This window comes from Streptomyces sp. WM4235, from assembly GCF_001279725.1.
Classification (GTDB): Bacteria; Actinomycetota; Actinomycetes; order Streptomycetales; family Streptomycetaceae; genus Streptomyces.
The window spans coordinates 1-17080 of sequence record NZ_LGDE01000404.1 but is presented as its reverse complement, the minus strand read 5'-3'; the positions used below and the strand labels follow the sequence as shown (position 1 = coordinate 17080).

The 17080-nt window shown below is 71.8% G+C and carries 16 protein-coding genes and 1 riboswitch; of the genes, 3 read left to right on the top strand and 13 right to left on the bottom strand.

Annotation, left to right across the window (positions count from 1 at the left end):
* Window positions 1–32: 32 nt before the first annotated feature.
* The 3 genes from ADK55_RS37915 to ADK55_RS23695 form a co-directional block, all read right to left on the bottom strand.
* Window positions 33–185 carry an SCO1431 family membrane protein gene (locus ADK55_RS37915; RefSeq protein WP_107089288.1) on the bottom strand — a complete coding sequence of 51 codons (153 nt, stop codon included), beginning with the start codon at window positions 183–185 and terminating at the stop codon, window positions 33–35.
* A gap of 122 nt (window positions 186–307) precedes the next feature.
* Entirely contained in the window at window positions 308–736 is a 429-nt protein-coding gene (locus tag ADK55_RS23700; RefSeq protein WP_053681805.1) for an SPW repeat protein, read from the bottom strand.
* Between the two features lie 203 nt (window positions 737–939).
* Complete coding sequence (locus tag ADK55_RS23695; protein ID WP_053681804.1) at window positions 940–2343, bottom strand: peptidase C39 family protein; 1404 nt, start codon at window positions 2341–2343, stop codon at window positions 940–942.
* A 240-nt stretch (window positions 2344–2583) separates the two neighbouring features.
* Here ADK55_RS23695 and ADK55_RS23690 point away from each other — a divergent pair, with 240 nt between their 5' ends.
* Both ADK55_RS23690 and ADK55_RS23685 read left to right on the top strand, forming a co-directional pair.
* Window positions 2584–3201 carry a uridine kinase family protein gene (locus tag ADK55_RS23690; protein ID WP_053681835.1) on the top strand — a complete coding sequence of 206 codons (618 nt, stop codon included), beginning with the start codon at window positions 2584–2586 and terminating at the stop codon, window positions 3199–3201.
* A gap of 357 nt (window positions 3202–3558) precedes the next feature.
* Window positions 3559–5508, top strand: a complete 1950-nt coding sequence (locus tag ADK55_RS23685; protein WP_053681803.1) for an AAA family ATPase — start codon at window positions 3559–3561, stop codon at window positions 5506–5508.
* A 31-nt stretch (window positions 5509–5539) separates the two neighbouring features.
* Here the strand turns inward: ADK55_RS23685 and ADK55_RS23680 are convergent, their stop codons facing one another.
* The 10 genes from ADK55_RS23680 to ribD all read right to left on the bottom strand — a co-directional run bounded on the left by ADK55_RS23680 (window position 5540) and on the right by ribD (window position 14164).
* Window positions 5540–6616, bottom strand: a complete 1077-nt coding sequence (locus tag ADK55_RS23680) for a hemolysin family protein (RefSeq protein ID WP_053681802.1) — start codon at window positions 6614–6616, stop codon at window positions 5540–5542.
* On the bottom strand, window positions 6613–7962 hold the full coding sequence (locus ADK55_RS23675) for a hemolysin family protein (protein ID WP_053681801.1): 1350 nt from the start codon (window positions 7960–7962) through the stop codon (window positions 6613–6615). Before ADK55_RS23675 ends, ADK55_RS23680 begins: the two co-directional genes overlap by 4 nt.
* Before the next feature lie 200 nt (window positions 7963–8162).
* Window positions 8163–8627, bottom strand: a complete 465-nt coding sequence (locus ADK55_RS23670; RefSeq protein ID WP_053681800.1) for a PH domain-containing protein — start codon at window positions 8625–8627, stop codon at window positions 8163–8165.
* Between the two features lie 94 nt (window positions 8628–8721).
* Complete coding sequence (gene hisG / locus ADK55_RS23665; protein ID WP_053681799.1) at window positions 8722–9570, bottom strand: ATP phosphoribosyltransferase; 849 nt, start codon at window positions 9568–9570, stop codon at window positions 8722–8724.
* Between the two features lie 76 nt (window positions 9571–9646).
* The gene (locus tag ADK55_RS23660; RefSeq protein WP_053681798.1) at window positions 9647–9928 is read right to left on the bottom strand and encodes a phosphoribosyl-ATP diphosphatase; all 282 of its coding nucleotides are present in this window, start codon (window positions 9926–9928) and stop codon (window positions 9647–9649) included.
* Window positions 9929–9963: 35 nt separating this feature from the next.
* Window positions 9964–10449 carry a 6,7-dimethyl-8-ribityllumazine synthase gene (gene ribH, locus ADK55_RS23655; protein WP_007262951.1) on the bottom strand — a complete coding sequence of 162 codons (486 nt, stop codon included), beginning with the start codon at window positions 10447–10449 and terminating at the stop codon, window positions 9964–9966.
* A gap of 63 nt (window positions 10450–10512) precedes the next feature.
* Window positions 10513–11811 (bottom strand): bifunctional 3,4-dihydroxy-2-butanone-4-phosphate synthase/GTP cyclohydrolase II, encoded by a 1299-nt coding sequence (locus ADK55_RS23650; protein ID WP_107089287.1) that lies wholly within the window; start codon window positions 11809–11811, stop codon window positions 10513–10515.
* Window positions 11808–12461, bottom strand: a complete 654-nt coding sequence (locus ADK55_RS23645; RefSeq protein ID WP_053681797.1) for a nicotinamide mononucleotide transporter family protein — start codon at window positions 12459–12461, stop codon at window positions 11808–11810. Before ADK55_RS23645 ends, ADK55_RS23650 begins: the two co-directional genes overlap by 4 nt.
* Window positions 12458–13081 carry a riboflavin synthase gene (locus tag ADK55_RS23640; protein ID WP_053681796.1) on the bottom strand — a complete coding sequence of 208 codons (624 nt, stop codon included), beginning with the start codon at window positions 13079–13081 and terminating at the stop codon, window positions 12458–12460. Before ADK55_RS23640 ends, ADK55_RS23645 begins: the two co-directional genes overlap by 4 nt.
* Complete coding sequence (ribD, locus tag ADK55_RS23635; RefSeq protein ID WP_053681795.1) at window positions 13082–14164, bottom strand: bifunctional diaminohydroxyphosphoribosylaminopyrimidine deaminase/5-amino-6-(5-phosphoribosylamino)uracil reductase RibD; 1083 nt, start codon at window positions 14162–14164, stop codon at window positions 13082–13084.
* A gap of 242 nt (window positions 14165–14406) precedes the next feature.
* A riboswitch (FMN riboswitch) is annotated at window positions 14407–14537 on the bottom strand.
* Window positions 14538–14850: 313 nt separating this feature from the next.
* Here ribD and ADK55_RS23630 point away from each other — a divergent pair.
* Window positions 14851–17080, top strand: a 2230-nt coding sequence (locus ADK55_RS23630) for a chitinase C-terminal domain-containing protein (RefSeq protein WP_053681833.1), incomplete at its 3' end; no start/stop codon positions are given.

Here is a 17080-nt window from a genome sequence, read left to right as displayed (position 1 = left end):
GGCGGCGCCGTTCCGCGCGCCGCCGAGGCCCGCTAGAGCCAGCCGACCTGGGTGACGAACATGGCGATGACGACCACCAGGGTCCAGCCGAGCACGTGCTCCAGCAGGCCGGAGCCGTCCTTGGGACCACCGGTGCGGGCGAGGCTGCGGGCGCGGTCGGTCGGGGCTGCGGCATGTGTGGTCATGCCGTCCAATGTGGCAGCATTCGCGGCTCTCGCGGTAGGGACGAGAGACGAGCGTCACGGGTGGCACACGTCACGCCCGCCGGGGTCCGGCGGGCGTGACGGGGCGGTGCGGTGCGGTGCGGTCAGCCGGCGCGGCGGTCCCGACCGGCCATGCCCGCCATGGCCAGTGCCAGCAGCAGGGCGACGGCGCCGGCGATGACGTTGCTCAGCACGGTGCGGGTCGTGGAGACGTCTCCCGCGATGACCCACGGGGCGACGATCGTCCAGGCCGCGATGACGACGGCGGTCCACGCCATCGCGTGCGTGCGCTCGTAGGCGGACCCCAGGCCGCCCATGCACAGGCAGTACGCCAGTCCGGCGATCAGGTTGTTGACCGCCAGCGAGCCGAAGCCGCTGAACCCGGCGATCCACGGCGATGCCGCGATGTAGAGACCGGTGATCAGGGCCATCGCCTCGACCGCCTGCGCGCGGGGCGTACTGGTGACCTGCTCGAAGCGCGTGCGCATCTCGGCGAGGTCGGGGTGTTGTTCGATGTTCGGGTGGGTGGTCATGGCGGGCCGCCTCCTGTTGAAGCTGAATCTGCCCTGTGCCTACACACGTTGTGTGCCCTTTATGTTCCACTTACAACCCATTCGGGTCAACGGAAACGGGCGCGGACTTTTTCGTACTTCCCACAAGCGGTGCGCGCGTCCCACAAGCGGTGCACCCTTCCCACAAGCGGTGCGCACGTCCGACGAGCGGCCCGCCGACCCCGTCAGAGCACCCCCACCGTCCGCAGTGCCCGGATCGCGGCCGCCGACGGGCGGGCGGGGACGTACAGGTAACAGATGCCGCCGGTGCCCGAGACCGCCTTGCCCGCGGCGTTGCGGCGCTTGGTGCGGAGCCAGATGGTCTCCCACTCCTTGCGCCGGTAGACGCGGCGGACGGAGGGGTTGTCCGCCGAGTTCGGGTCGTTGGCGATCACGTCACCGGCGGCCGTGAAGCCGATGACGGTCATCAGGTGGCCCGCCGTGCCGTAGCCGGCGCCGGTCAGTTCCTCGGCACGGAATGACTGCGAGGTGATGGCGGGGATCCCGGCGCGGACCAGGACCTCCAGGTCGGCGAGGGACGTCAGCCGGGTGACGACCCCGGCCATGTCCGGGTACGTGGCGGCGTAGGCGGCGTTGAAGGGCCAGTTGCCGCAGCCCTTGTACGCCGCGTCGTACGTGGAGCGGGCGGCGTGGCAGACCTGCGGGTCGGAGTACCCCTTGCGGACCCAGCCCAGGGCCGCCGGAGTTGCCCTGCGCCCCCAGAACTCGATGATCATCTGGGAGGAGGTGGGGCTGCACCAGGCCTCGCCGCCGTTGTCGTACTCGGGGTACCGGCCGATGTGGACCTCCTGCGAGTACCTCGGGACCTTCAGTTCGTGGGCCGAGCCCGACGGGGTGGAGGCGGGGACGGTGAAACGGTCCGGGACGTCGGAGACCATCGCCCCGGCCAGCCAGACCGTCGGCCCGTGCTCGGCTCCGGGCTTGCGGTGGAGGGTCAGGCGCAGTTGCCAGTCGCGCAGGCGCAGGCCGGCGGCCTTGGCGGGTCCGTCGAGGGCCAGCGTGTCGGTCCACACCGTGCTGCGCCCGTCGCTCTGGCCGTCGACCGAGGTGCGCCGGATGTCGCCGTCGCCGGAGGCCCAACGGCCCATGACGTACCACGGGGTGGCGGTGCCGTCGGTGTACGTGCCGCGCAGCTCGATCCGGATCCAGGTGCCGGCCGGGGTGCGGGCGTTCCAGGACGCGATGGCCTCGGTGGCGGGAACGGTCGAGCGGTGCACCGGCGAGGTCCAGGAGGCGTACTCCCAGGTGGCCTTCCGCGCGGTGTGCGGGTCGGTGTACTCGGTCCGGCCGGCCGGGGTCCTCATCTCCAGTCCGGGTCGGGCGCCGCCGACCGCCGTGGTGCCCTGGTGGGTGCCGGCCGACCAGTGCGCGTGGGAGTACCAGAAGCGGTTGTCGACCCTCCGGCCCGTGGCGGCCTCGGCGGACGCGTCGGCGCCCGGGGCAGAGGGGGTCTTCGCTCCGCTCCGCGACGCGCCGGCGGCCGAGGCCGCCCCGCCGGGAACGGTGGCCGCGGCGGCGGCCGCGAGGGCGACGGCGAGCAGGGCCCTGCGTGGGGTGGGTGCGGTCATCGGTGGTGGCCCCCATGGGTCGGTGCGGTGGCTCGGCTGGTCCACCCTTCCAGTTCCCGGCCGCCGGGCGGCGAAGCCACGGGCCCCGTGTCGGCCCTGCCACTCGGCCGGTCCCGCGGGGCGGACTCCCCCGCCGCCACGGCCTAGGCTGGCCGGGTGGAACCGCACCCGTCACACCCGTCACCCGACCCCCGGTCGGCCGCCGTCGAACCCCTCGGGCCCGCCCGGGCGGGCGGTTGCCTGGGGCGGCTCGCGCGGGAGCTGGCCTCCCTGTCCCCCTCGCTCGGTCCGGTACGGCTGATCGGCATCGACGGGCACGCCGGCTCCGGGAAGAGCACCTTCGCGGAACGGCTCGCCGAGGCCCTGGGCGGGGCGCCGGTGATGCACCTGGACGACGTGGCCACCCACGAGGAACTGTTCGCGTGGGACGGGCGACTCGGTGCCCAGGTGCTGGAGCCGCTCCGCACCGGCCGGCCCGCGCTCTGGACGCCGTACGACTGGGTGGAGCGCCGGTTCGGCCCCGCGCGGGAGCTGGAGCCGGCCCCGGTGCTGCTCGTCGAGGGGGTCGGGGCCGGGCGGCGGACGCTCCGTCCGTGGCTGGCGGGACTGCTGTGGATGGAGACACCGCGCGCGAAGTCCTGGGGGCGCGGGCGAAACCGGGACGGGCGCGAACTCTCCGACTTCTGGGACGGATGGGAGCGCGCGGAGCTCGCGCACTTCGCGGACGACCCTTCGCGCCCCTTCGCCGACACCCTGGTACGCCAGAGCGGTACGGGATACGAGTGGACTTCCGGGGCCGGTGCGACAGCGGGAACCACCTCTTCCGTCACGGAAGGTGACGGGCTCCCCCGCGCCTGAGCGGGTCCGGAAATCCGTCCGCACCGGCCCTCTCCGACCGGCTTGACCTGGCGCCCGCGGCGGCCTTACGTTCTGAATGCCCGGTCCGCGAGGACCGCGGCGGACGTCAAGCCCCCGGTTGTTCCCCCGTGACCGGGGGCTTCGTTCCGCCCTCTGCGGGGCCCACCGCACCCGGACCTTCACCCTGTGTCACGACAGGAGCCGGAAACGCGCCCCCGACGCACACCCCCCGCACCCTGGGTAAGGTGCGTGACCGCAGGTACGATGCAGCCCTGATTTCATCTGGCGCGGTAGGCAACTCGCGGGACTGACGCGGGGGTTGCCGCGTACCACGGGGGCAGGCTTGTGGGGGATGTGATGGACTTCGGCACGCCGGGCAGCGCGCACGCCCCGGCCGAACTCGCCTGGCTGCGCGGAGTGGACGCCTGCACGATGGGTGCCTATCCGCAGGCCGAGGAGGAGTTCCGGGCGGCCGTACGGCTCGATCCCGCGATGGCCGACGCCTGGCTGGGTCTCCACGCGCTCCGGGTGGACACCACCAACGCGTTATTGCGCATGTACGCCCATCGGGACCGGTTCGGCGAGCAGCGGGCCCGTCACCGGCGCATGCTGAACTCCTGGTACTGGCTGGGCTGGTGGGTACAGCCGGTGTTGGAGAGCCGCCGGGACCTGCTGTTGGCCCATGCCTCGCACTGGCTGGACGGCCGTCACGTGCCCGAGTTGGACCAGGCGTTGGCGGCCCTGCCGCCGGTGGACACCGATGCCCAGGTGCGGTTCCTGCACGCCTGCCGGGCGTATCTGGTGAAGGACTGGGACCAGTTGGTCCGGCACACCGAGCCGCTGGTCGACGATCCGCTGCTGGGCATCGAGGCGGGTCTGTTCGGCGGGATGGCCCGGGTCCGGCTGGAGATGTACGGGCAGGCCGAGCCGATGCTGTCGGCGGCGCTGATGCGGTGCCGCAGCGAGCAGCCCCAGCGCAAGGAGCTGCGGTACTGGCTGGCGCGGGCGCACGAGGGCACGGGGCGCAGCGCTGCGGCGTTGCCGCTGTACCGCGCCGTGCACCGGGTGGATCCGGCGTTCATGGACACGGTGGCGCGGCTGACGGCGATCGAGGACGCCGACTTCGTCGACGGGGCCGACGGGTACGCGGGGTACGGGCACTCCGGCGAGGGCTTCGCCGGGCACGGCCTCTCCCCGTCCGGCGGGGATTTCGCGGCGGTGGCGCTGGGCGGCGGCTCGGGCCCGGTGCAGGACATCGCGGCGGACGGGCAGATCGAGCCGGACCCGCCGGTGGTCCTGGAGCCGCCGGACCAGCGGTTCGGGCCGGGCGGCGGGCCTCCCGGCCCGAACCGGCTGGAGGGAGTGCGCCGCAAGGTGGTGGTTCCGCCCCGGGCGGCGGGGCTGCCGGCCGGGCCCGCCGATCCGCAGGCGTTGGCCGAGGCGCTCGCGGAGTTGGAGCGCATGGTGGGTCTGGAGCCCGTCAAGCGGCAGGTGAAGGCCTTGTCGGCACAGCTGCACATGGCCGGTCTGCGGGCGAGCCAGGGGCTGCCGGTACAGCCGCCGAAGCGGCACTTCGTCTTCTCGGGGCCCTCGGGCACGGGCAAGACCACGGTCGCGCGCATCCTGGGCCGGGTGTTCTACGCGCTCGGCCTGCTGGGTGGCGACCATCTGGTGGAGGCCCAACGAGCCGATCTGGTGGGTGAGTTCCTGGGTCAGACGGCCGTGAAGGCGAACGAACTGATCGACTCCGCGATCGGCGGGGTGCTGTTCGTCGACGAGGCCTACAGCCTGTCCAACTCGGGCTACAGCAAGGGTGACGCGTACGGGGACGAGGCCCTCCAGGTCCTGCTGAAGCGGGCCGAGGACAATCGCGACCACCTGGTGGTGATCCTGGCGGGCTATCCGGCCGGGATGGACCGGTTGCTGGCCACGAACCCGGGGCTCTCGTCGCGGTTCACCACCCGGGTGGACTTCCCGAGTTACCGGCCGCCGGAGCTGACCGCCATCGGCGGGGTGCTCGCGGACGCGAACGGGGACTGCTGGGACGAGGAGGCCCTGGACGAGCTGCGCAGCATCAGCGGGCACGTCGTCGAGCAGGGCTGGATCGACGAGCTGGGCAACGGCCGCTTCCTGCGGACCCTGTACGAGAAGAGCTGCGCGTACCGGGACCTGCGGTTGGCGGGGTTCGCCGCGGATCCCTCCCGGGAGGACCTGGCCACGCTGCGGTTGGCCGATCTGATGCAGGCCTACGGGGAGGTCCTCTCGGGCCGCGGCCCCCAGGACCGCACGGAGCCCCCGCCGCTGTAGGCGACGGGGGCTCCGGGGCGGGCCGGCGGGTTCAGCCCGCCATGGCCTCCTCCGAGACGGGCGCCCGGCGGGCCGGCGGGGCGGTGCGGTGCGCGGGATCGCGTACCTCTCCGACCAGCATCTCCAGTACGTCCTCCATCGCGACCAGGCCCAGCACCCGGCCGGCCGGGTCCGCGACCTGGGCCAGGTGGGTGGCGTCCCGGCGCATGACGGTGAGGGCGTCGTCCAACGGGAGGGTGGAGCACACGGTGGTCATTCGGCGCCAGACCCGCTGGGGCACGGCCCGTTCCCGGTCCTCCAGGTCCAGTACGTCCTTGACGTGCAGGTAGCCCATGAAGGCACCGCTGTCGGACTGGACGGGGAAGCGGGAGTAACCGGTGCGCACCGTCAGCTGTTCGATCTGGCGCGGGGTGACCGCCGGACTGACCGAAACGAGCCGGTCGTGGGCCAGCAGCACGTCGGTGACCGGGCGGCTGCCCAGTTCGAGGGCGTCCTCCAGCCGTTCGTGCTGCACCGGCTCCAGGAACCCGGCCTGCCGGGAGTCCTTGAGGAGGCGGCCGAGCTGGGCGCTGGTGTAGACGGCCTCGACCTCGTCCTTCGGCTCGACCTTGAAGAGCCGCAGGACGAGCGTGGCGCAGGCGCCGAGGGCGGTCGTGACCGGGCCGCAGACCCGGGCGAAGGCCACCAGGCCGGGGCTGAACCACAGGGCGGTCTTCTCGGGGGCGGCCATGGCGAGGTTCTTGGGGACCATCTCGCCGATGACCAGGTGCAGGAAGACCACGGCGGCGAGCGCGACGGCGTAGCCGAGGGGGTGGATCAGGCCTTCCGGCACGTGCGCGGCGTGGAAGACGGGCTCCAGCAGCCGGGCCACGGTCGGTTCGGCGACGGCGCCGAGGGTGAGCGAGCACATGGTGATGCCGAACTGGGCCGCCGCCATCATGCGCGGCAGGTTCTCCAGGCCGTGGAGGACCTGGCGGGCCCGCTTGGACCCGGCCGCGAGGGGTTCGATCTGGCTGCGGCGTACGGAGACGAGAGCGAACTCGGCGCCGACGAAGAAGCCGTTGGCCAGGACCAGGAGCAGGGCGAAGACGAGCTGGAGCGCGTTCACCGACCCACCGCCTGGGGCTCGGCCGGGGCGGGGACGGGGGCCGTGCGGACCAGCCTGACGCGGTCGGCGCGGTAGCGGCGGACCTGGCGGACGGACAGCTTCCAACCGGGGAGCTCGGCCCGGTCACCGGGGGCGGGGATCCGGCCGAGCAGATCGGCGACCAGTCCGGCGACGGTCTCGTAGGGGCCCTCGGGCACCTCCAGGCCTATGCGGCGCAAGGTGTGCACGCGGCAGCTGCCGTCGGCCTCCCAGGAGGGGCGGCCGTCCTCGGCGGGTACGGCGGCCAGTTCGGGCGTGCCGTCCTCCGCGAGGTCGTGCTCGTCGCGGACCTCTCCGACGAGTTCCTCCACGATGTCCTCCAGGGTGACGACTCCGGCGGTGCCGCCGTACTCGTCGACGACCACGGCCATCGGTTGTTCGCTGCGCAGCCGCTCCAGCAGGGGCTGGACCGGCAGGGAGCCGGGGACCAGCAGCGGGGCGACGCAGATCCGGCCCACGGTGGTGCGGGAGCGCTCGGACTCGGGCACGGCGAGGGCGTCCTTGAGGTGGACGACGCCGGTGATCTCGTCGATGCGTTCGCGGTAGACCGGGAAGCGGGACAGGCCGGTGGCCCGGGTCAGGTTGAGCACGTCGGCCGCGGTGGCCGTGTGCTGGAGGGCGCTGACCTTCACCCGGGGGGTCATGACGTGCTGGGCCGTGAGCTCGCCCAGCGAGAGGGTTCGTACGAAGAGGTCGGCGGTGTCCTGTTCGAGGGCGCCGGCCTGGGCCGAGTGGCGGACCAGGGAGACCAGTTCGCCGGGGGTGCGGGCGGAGGCCATCTCGTCGGTGGGTTCCACCCCGAGCGCCCGGACGAGCCGGTTGGCGACGGCGTTGAGGGCCGCGATGACCGGTCGGAAGGCGCGGGAGAAGACCTGTTGGGGACCGGCCACGAACCGGGCCACCTGGAGCGGCCGGGAGACCGCCCAGTTCTTCGGTACGAGCTCGCCGACGACCATCTGGACGGCGGAGGCGAGCAGCATGCCGATGACGACGGCGACGCCGGAGACGGCTCCCCCGGGCAGGCCGGTCGCGGCGAGCGGCCCGGACAGCAGGGCCGCGAGGGCCGGTTCGGCGAGCATGCCGACGACGAGGGAGGTGATGGTGATGCCGAGCTGGGTGCCGGAGAGCTGGAAGGAGAGTTCCTTCAGGGCCTCGACCACCGTGCGGGCACGGCGGTCGCCGTCGGCCGCGGCGCGTTCGGCCTCGGGTCGCTCCACCGTGACGAGGCCGAATTCGGCTGCCACGAAGAAACCGTTGGCGAGGATCAGGACGAAAGCCGCCACGAGCAGGAGTAGCGGGATGGTCATGCCGCCGCCTCCATCGGGAGGGCGGCGCGGGTACTACCGGACGATCCGTCCATTGCTGGAGGGAGTCACTCCTCGAGTCGCAGTTGCCCACGGGCCACGGGGTCCCGGGGCCGGTGGGAGGGCGCACGGCTGCGCCCCGCCACCAGGGTAGTCACTGGGATCGCCGCCGCAATGGGACGCAGCGACGATCCTCGGTGGGGTCAGTGGTCGTGTCCGCCCGTTCCGCGGCTCTCGGCCAGGGCGCGCAGGGCTCGGGCGTCGCCGATCGCCCGGGCCTTGGCGACGCCGGGTTGGATGCCGAGCGCGGGCAGGCTGGTGCCGTCGTTCAGGTCGAGGAACACCCACGGGTCGCCGGGGCGGAGGTTGACGCGCAGGATCTGCGCCCACTCCAGCCGGCGGGTGGTCGTGAGGTTGACGACGGTGACGCCGGCCTCGTCCGCGACCACCTTGGGGCGGCTGAGCAGGACCAGGACGGAGCTGAGCAGGATCGCCACGAAGATGAAGCTGATCCGTTCGCCCGGATGGAGGGTGTCGAGGATCAGGGCGATGGCCGAGATGGTCACGAACATGGCGAGCCCGACGCTCAGCAGCACGACCCGGGTGCGGGTCGGCCGGAAGGTGACCGGCAGGGCGGGCGGTGCGGGCGGGGCGGCGGGCTCGGCCATGGTGTGCGCTCGGTTCTGCTCGGAAGGTGGTGAGTCGGCTGGGCCGGTGGACTGGCGGATCCGCGGTGACGGCGGATCCGCCGGACGGGACGTGTCAGAGGCGGCAGGCGTGGATCGAGGTGGTGAGGATCGCGCGCGCGCCGAGCTCGTACAGGTCGTCCATGATCCGCTGGGCCTCCTTGGCGGGGACCATGGCGCGGACGGCGACCCAGCCCTCGTTGTGCAGCGGGGAGACGGTCGGCGACTCCAGGCCCGGGGTGAGGGCGACCGCGCGCTCCAGGTGCTCGGCGCGGCAGTCGTAGTCCATCATCACGTAGCTGCGGGCCACCAGGACGCCCTGGAGGCGGCGCAGGAACTGCTGGGTGCGCGGGTCCTCGGCGTCGGCGGTGTTGCCGCGGATGACGACCGCCTCGGAGGTCATGATCGGCTCGCCGATGACCTCCAGGCCGGCGTTGCGCAGGCTGGTTCCGGTCTCGACGACGTCCGCGATGATCTGGGCGACGCCGAGCTGGATGGCGGTCTCGACCGCGCCGTCGAGGTGCACGACGGAGGCGTCGATGCCCTGGTCGGCGAGGTGCTTGGCGACGATTCCCTCGTACGAGGTCGCGATGGTCATCCCGGTGAAGTCCTCGGGGCCCTTCGCGGTGCCGGGGATCGTGGCGTAGCGGAAGGTGGACCGGCCGAAGTTCAGCGGCAGGATCTCCTCGGCGCTGGCGCCGGAGTCGAGCAGCAGGTCGCGGCCGGTGATGCCGATGTCGAGCTTCCCGGAGGACACGTAGATCGCGATGTCCTTGGGGCGGAGGTAGAAGAACTCCACCTCGTTCTCGGGGTCGACGACCACGAGCTCCTTGGACTCCTTGCGCATCCGGTAGCCGGCCTCATGGAGCATCGCCGACGCAGGTCCGGAGAGTGCACCCTTGTTGGGGACGGCGATGCGCAGCATGGGGCTTCCTTTGATGCGTGGGTTGCGAAAGGTGGGGGCTGGTGGCGGGCGGGGGCCCGCGGGAGGGTCTGCCGGTCTAGAGGTGCGCGTAGACGTCGTCGAGGGTGATCCCGCGCGCCACCATCATCACCTGGACGTGGTAGAGCAGCTGGGAGATCTCCTCGGCGGCGGCTTCCTTGCCCTCGTACTCGGCGGCCATCCAGACCTCGGCGGCCTCCTCGACGACCTTCTTGCCGATGGCATGCACGCCCTGCGAGACGAGCTCGGCGGTGCGGGACGTGCCGGGGTCGCCGTTGGCGGCCTTGAGCTGGAGCTCGGTGAAGAGCTCTTCGAAGCTCTTGGGGGATGTGTTCGCCATGATGGTCCTCAGAATAAGGGGTCCCCCGCCGCCACTCAGCGCCAGGGTTCGCTGACGGTCCGCAGGGTCATGGCGGTGGAGACGGCGGCGGTGACCGCTTCGTGCCCCTTGTCCTCATTCGACCCCTCAAGCCCGGCGCGGTCCAGCGCCTGCTCGTCGTTGTCGCAGGTCAGTACGCCGAAGCCGACGGGGACTCCGGTGTCGATCGACACCTGTACCAGGCCCTGGGTGACGCCCTGGCAGACGTAGTCGAAGTGCGGGGTGCCGCCGCGGATGACCACGCCGAGGGCGACGATGGCATCGTAACCGCGACCGGCGAGTACCTTCGCCACGACCGGGAGTTCGAAGCTGCCCGGGACCCGCAGGAGGGTGGGCTCGTCGATGCCCAGCTCGTGCAGGGCGCGCAGGGCGCCGTCGACCAGACCGTCCATGACCTTCTCGTGCCACTGGGCCGCGATCACGGCGACTCGCAGGTCTCCGCAGTTCTTCACGCTCAGTTCGGGTGCGCCCTTGCCGCTCACAGCTCTGCTCCTCGGGTGTCGATCGGGTGGTGCTCGGGGTGGTGTCGGGTTGGCTCGTACGTGTTACTGGTTGCCGCAGGCGGAGGTGGACACGGCCTCGTCCAGCCAGGGCAGGTCGTGGCCCATCCGGTCCCGCTTGGTGCGCAGGTACCGCAGGTTGTGCTCGCCGGCCTCGACGGGCATCGGCTCCCGGCTGTCGACCGTGATGCCGTGGCGGACCAGGGCCGCGGCCTTGTCGGGGTTGTTCGTCAGCAGCCGGACGCCGTGCACGCCCAGGTCGGCGAGGATGCGGGCGCCGGCTCCGTAGTCGCGGGCGTCGGCGGGCAGGCCGAGTTCGAGGTTGGCGTCGAGGGTGTCGCGTCCGCGTTCCTGGAGCTCGTAGGCGCGCAGCTTGGACAGGAGGCCGATGCCGCGGCCCTCGTGGCCGCGCAGGTAGACGACGACGCCGCGGCCCTCGGCCTGGATGCGGGCCATGGAGGCGTGCAGCTGGGGGCCGCAGTCGCAGCGCTGGGACTGGAAGATGTCCCCGGTCAGGCACTCGGAGTGCATGCGGACCAGGATGTCCTTGCCGTCTCCGACCTCGCCGCGGACGAGGGCGATGTGCTCGACGCCGTCGACGGTGGAGCGGTAGCCGTACGCGGTGAACTCGCCGAAGGCGGTCGGCAGGCTGACCTCGGCCTCGCGGCGCACGGTCGGCTCGGCCGAGCGGCGGTAGGCGATCAGGTCCTCGATCGAGATGATCGTCAGCCCGTGCTTGCGGGCGAAGGGGATCAGTTCGGGCAGGCGCAGCATGACGCCGTCCTCGCCGGCGATCTCCACGATGGCGCCGACCGGGCGCAGGCCCGCGAGGCGGGCGAGGTCCACGGCGGCCTCGGTGTGGCCGTTGCGGACCAGGACGCCGCCGGGCTTGGCGCGCAGCGGGAAGACGTGGCCGGGGCGGACGAAGTCCGAGGGCTCGGAGGAGCCCGCGGCCAGCAGGCGCAGCGTGGTGGCGCGGTCGGCGGCCGAGATCCCGGTGCTGACGCCGTGGGCGGCGCTCGCGTCGACGGAGACGGTGAAGGCCGTCTGCATGGACTCGGTGTTGTCCCGGACCATCTGGGGAAGTTCGAGCCGGTCGAGCTCGGGGCCTTCCATGGGGGCGCAGATCAGGCCGCGGCACTCGCTCATCATGAACGCGATGATCTCGGGGGTGGCCTTCTCGGCCGCGAGGACGAGGTCCCCCTCGTTCTCGCGGTCCTCGTCGTCGACGACGACGATCGGGCGGCCCGCGGCGATGTCGCGGATGGCCTGCTCGACCGGGTCGAGGAGGAAGGTCTCCTCGGCTGCGGCGGGCATGTCCGGCACGGGCTTGAGGGTGGTCATGCCGTTGCTCCTTCGAGGGCCGGGGCGGGGGTGGCGCGCGAGCGCTGGTACCAGTCGTACGCGCCCCACAGGACGAGCGCGAAGTAGAGGACGTAGACGAGACCGGAGAAGGCCAGGCCGTTGTTGAAGGCGAGCGGCACGCCGACGAGGTCGACGAGGAGCCAGGCGAACCAGAACTCCACCAGGCCGCGGGCCTGGGCGACCATGGCCACGATGGTGCCGACGAAGATGTAGGCGTCCGCCCACGGGCTCCACGACAGGTGCGGGAACAGCGTGAAGAGGCCGCCGACCGCGAGGGTGCCGAGGGCCGCGCCGGCCAGGAGCAGTCCGCGCTCCTTCCAGCTCGCGGTGCGGACGGCGATGGAGCCGTCCTGGGCCTGCTGTCGGCCCTTCTGCCAGGCCCGCCAGCCCCAGACGGCCACGCCGATGACGAGGAGCTGCTTGCCGACGCCGCCGGCGAGGTGGGCGGAGGCGTAGGCGGCGATGAGGATCAGGCCGGAGAGGAGCTGGGCGGGCCAGGTCCATATGGAGCGGCGCCAGCCGAGCGCGAGGGCGGCCAGGCCCATCAGGTTGCCGATCATGTCGGACCAGATGACCTTCTGGCCGACGACCTCGAAGGCCTCGGTGTTGAGCCAGGTCAGGGCGCTCACTTCGACTCCTCCTGGGCGTGCAGGGGGTTCACTCCGGCGGCGAGCAGGCGTTCCACGTACTTCGCGAGGACGTCCACCTCCAGGTTGACCGGGTCGCCGCTCCGCTTGAGGCCGAGGGTGGTCAGGGCGAGGGTGGTCGGGATGAGACTGATGGTGAACCAGTCGGCGGCGGCCTCGACCACGGTGAGGCTGACGCCGTCCACCGTGATGGAGCCCTTCTCGACGACGTACCGCGCGAGGCCGGCGGGAAGGCCGACCTTGACGATCTCCCAGTGCTCGGAGGGGGTGCGGGAAAGGATCGTGCCGGTGCCGTCCACGTGGCCCTGGACCAGGTGGCCGCCGAGGCGCCCGCCGAGTTCCATCGGACGCTCCAGGTTGACCCGGGACCCCTGGGTGAGGGCGCCGAGGCTGGAGCGGTTCAGGGTCTCCTGCATGACGTCGGCGGTGAACTCGCCGTCGCCGGTCTCCACCACGGTCAGGCAGACGCCGTTGACGGCGATCGAGTCGCCGTGCTTGGCGCCGTCGGTGACGAGGGGGCCGCGCAGGCGGAAGCGGGAGGCTTCCGCGAGCTGCTCGACGGCGGTGACCTCGCCCAGTTCTTCGACGATTCCGGTGAACACTCAGTGCTCCTTGGGGGCGGTGGGGACGGCTTCGGGGACTGCGGTGACGCGGATGTCGGTGCCGATGCGGGTCGTGTCGGTGATGCGGAGACGGAGCGCGTCGGTGAGGGTGGCGACGCCGGCGTCGGCGAGGGCGTTCGGGCCCGCTCCGAGCAGGACGGGGGCGAGGTAGCCGACGACCTTGTCCACGGCGCCCGCGGCGACGAAGGCGCCGGCCAGGGTCGGGCCGCCTTCGAGGAGTACGGAGCGGGTTCCGCGCCGGTACAGCTCCGCGAGCAGGGACTCGACGGAGAGTCCGTGCGCGTCGCCGGGGAGGCGGACGACGTCGACTCCGGGCAGGTGCCGGGTGTCGGCGTCCTCGCCGACGGCGAGGAGGGTCGGCGCGGCGTCGTCCAGGACGCGGGCGCCGGGCCGGATGCGGGCGTGGGTGTCCAGGACGACCCGCAGCGGCCGGCCCGCGAGGGCCCGCGCCGCGGGTCCGCGCACGGCGAGGTGCGGGTCGTCGGCGCGCAGGGTGCCGGCGCCGACGACGACGGCGTCGACCTCGGCGCGCAGCCGGTGGACGTCGGCGCGGGACTCGGCGGAGCTGATCCAGCGGCTGGTGCCGTCGGCGGCGGCGACGCGGCCGTCGAGGGTGGCGGCGTACTTCCACAGGACGTGGGGCCGGCCCAGGCGTACGGAGGTCAGCCAGGCGGCGTTGCCGTCCTCGGCCTCGTCGGCGAGGAGGCCGGCCTCGGCGGTGATCCCGGCCTCGCGCAGGGTGGCGGAGCCGCCGCCGGCCTGCGGGGTCGGGTCGGGGACGGCGTAGAGGACGCGGGTGACGCCGGCGTCGACGAGGGCCTGCGCGCAGGGGCCGGTGCGGCCGGTGTGGTTGCAGGGTTCGAGGGTGACGTAGGCGGTGCCGCCGCGGGCCGCGGCTCCGGCCGCGCGCAGGGCGTGGACCTCGGCGTGCGGGCCGCCGGCGCGTTCGTGCCAGCCTTCGCCGACGACGGAGCCGGTGGCGTCCGTGACGACGCAGCCGACGACGGGGTTGGGGCTGGTGGAGCCGAGTCCGCGGGCCGCGAGCTCGATGGCTCGGCGCATGGCGGTTTCGTCACGTACGGCGTGCGCATCACCTGCGGATGCGTCGTCGTGGTGTGGATCGACGTGGGGCGCCACCGGGTCTCCTGCCTCAATCGGGCACGGACTCCGGGGCCTGTCGGGATACGACAGATGAAGCGGGTGGCACACGCGGGGACGCCGAGGCCGGATGAACGGTCCCTTCGAGACGCATCCGCTGGATACGCCGATGGACCGCCGACGGCGGCGTACCGGTGACTCGCCCGCCGCGCACTGCCTCCCATCCGGACTTTAACCGTCGGTCCAGGAATTTCACCTGGTCAACCGGCCGCTGGCTGCGGACGGGTCGCGGACTATAACCGCCGGTTCGGAATTACACCGACCCCGGAGTGCGCTGCTACTGGTACTCAGGCCAGTGTGCCACGGGTGATCGGCGGCCATGCGGGTGAGCGCGTGTGGCCTGGATCACAAACCGGCCATTCTTGAGCGTCGCTGTCGCGCCGGCCGCGCGCGGCCGGCGCGGGGCGCGCACTTCCCACCGAGCGTTGGTCCAGACCTATTGACGGGTTGGTCTAGTCCTCTTAACGTTCCCTTCATCTTCCCAGGGAGCCGGCCCGTCGGATGTGCGCACGTCGCGGGCCAACCAGCGTCACCCTTCCGCATGTTGATGCACGTCGTGTCCTGCCATCCTCCCCTCCCCAGGAGGCACCATGCCGTCCCCCACACGTACGAGAGCGATGCTCCTGGCATCCGGCGCCGCAATCGCCGGACTGCTGGTCGGCGGGCTCTCGGCCGGCGTCTCACACGCCGCCGACAACGAAACATGTCGCCCCGACGGGCTGTACAAGACGGCCGGCGTCGACGTCCCGTACTGCTCGGTCTACGACTCCGAGGGCCGCGAGAAGATGGGCGCGGACCACCAGCGCCGCGTCATCGGCTACTTCACCGGATGGCGCACCGGCAAGGACGGCACCCCCGCCTACCTCGCCAACAACATCCCGTGGTCGAAGGTCACCCACCTGAACTACGCCTTCGCCCACGTCGGCGGGGACAACAAGATCTCCGTGGGCGCGGACAACGCGAACAACGCGGCCACCGGGATGACCTGGCCGGGTGTCGCGGGCGCCGAGATGGATCCGGCCCTCCCCTACAAGGGCCACTTCAACCAGCTGACGAAGTTCAAGAAGCAGTACCCGAACGTGAAGACCCTGATCTCGGTGGGCGGTTGGGCCGAGACCGGCGGCTACTTCGGCGACGACGGCAACCGGGTCGCCTCCGGCGGCTTCTACTCGATGGCCACCAACGCCGACGGCTCGGTCAACCAGGCCGGCATCGACACCTTCGCGAACTCCTCCGTCGAGTTCATCCGCAAGTACGGGTTCAACGGCGTCGACATCGACTACGAGTACCCGACCACCATGAAGGACGCGGGCAACCCGCTGGACTGGCAGCTCTCCAACGCCCGCCGGGCCGGGCTGGTCAAGGGCTACGCGGCCCTCATGAAGTCGCTGCGCGAGAAGCTCGACCGCGCGGGCGCCACCGACGGCAGGCACTACCTGCTCACCGTCGCCGCCCCCTCCTCCGGCTACCTGCTGCGGGGCATGGAGACGTTCCAGATGCAGAAGTACCTGGACTACGTCAACATCATGTCCTACGACCTGCACGGCGCCTGGAACGAGTACGTCGGCCCCAACGCCTCGCTCTTCGACGACGGCAAGGACGCCGAGCTGGCGGCCGCCAACGTCTACGGAAGCTCCCAGTACGGGGGCGTCGGGTACCTCAACACCGACTGGGCCTACCACTACTTCCGCGGCTCCATGCCGGCGGGCCGCATCAACATCGGCCTGCCGTACTACACCCGCGGCCACAAGAACGTGCAGGGCGGCACCGACGGCCTGTGGGGCAAGGCGTCCGCGACGACCTGCCCGGCCGGCGCCGGTCTGACCAAGTGCGGTGACGGCGCGGTCGGCATCGACAACCTGTGGCACGACAAGGACACCAACGGGGTCGAGTCCCCCGCCGGTTCCAACCCGATGTGGCACGCCAAGAACCTGGAGAAGGGGATCGTCGGCGACTACGTCACCAGGTACGGCTTCCCCGCGAACACCACCCTGACCGGCACCTACGTCCGCAAGTACGACGCCAAGCTGGTCGCGCCGTGGCTGTGGAACGCGCAGAAGAAGGTCTTCCTCTCCACCGAGGACGAGCAGTCGGTGGCGGCCAAGGCCGACTACGTCGTGGACCGCGGCATCGGCGGCACCATGGTCTGGGAGATGGCCGGCGACTACGCCTGGAACGCCGCGAAGGGCCAGTACGAGATGGGCGACACGCTCACCTCGCTGATGTACGACAAGTTCAAGGCGGCCTCCCCGTACGGCGCGAGCAAGTCCAACACCGCGCTGCCGAAGAAGGCCGTGGACGTGGCGACGGAGTTCACCGAGTTCAAGCTCGGCGACTCCAACTACCCGATCACCCCGAAGATCAAGATCACCAACAACACCCGGACCACGCTGCCGGGCGGCACCGAGTTCCAGTTCGACTACGCGACCTCGGCTCCGAACAACGCCTCGGACCAGTCCGGGTTCGGCACGAAGGTGATCAGCAGCGACCACACCGGCAGCAACGTCGGTGGTCTGAAGGGCGACTTCCACCGGGTCTCGCTGAAGCTCCCGGCCTGGCAGACGCTGGCCCCGGGCGCCTCGGTCGACCTGGCGTTCAACTACTACCTGCCGGTCTCCACGCCCTCCAACTGGACGGTGAACATCTCCGGCACGACCTACGCCCTCGCCGGCGACCTGGCGCGCGGCACCACGGTGGTGGAGCCGGGCACCACGACCCCGCCCACCACGCCGCCCACCACCCCGCCGACCACTCCCCCCACCCCCCCGCCGACGACTCCCCCGACGACGCCTCCGGGCGGCACGTGCACCAACCCGGCGT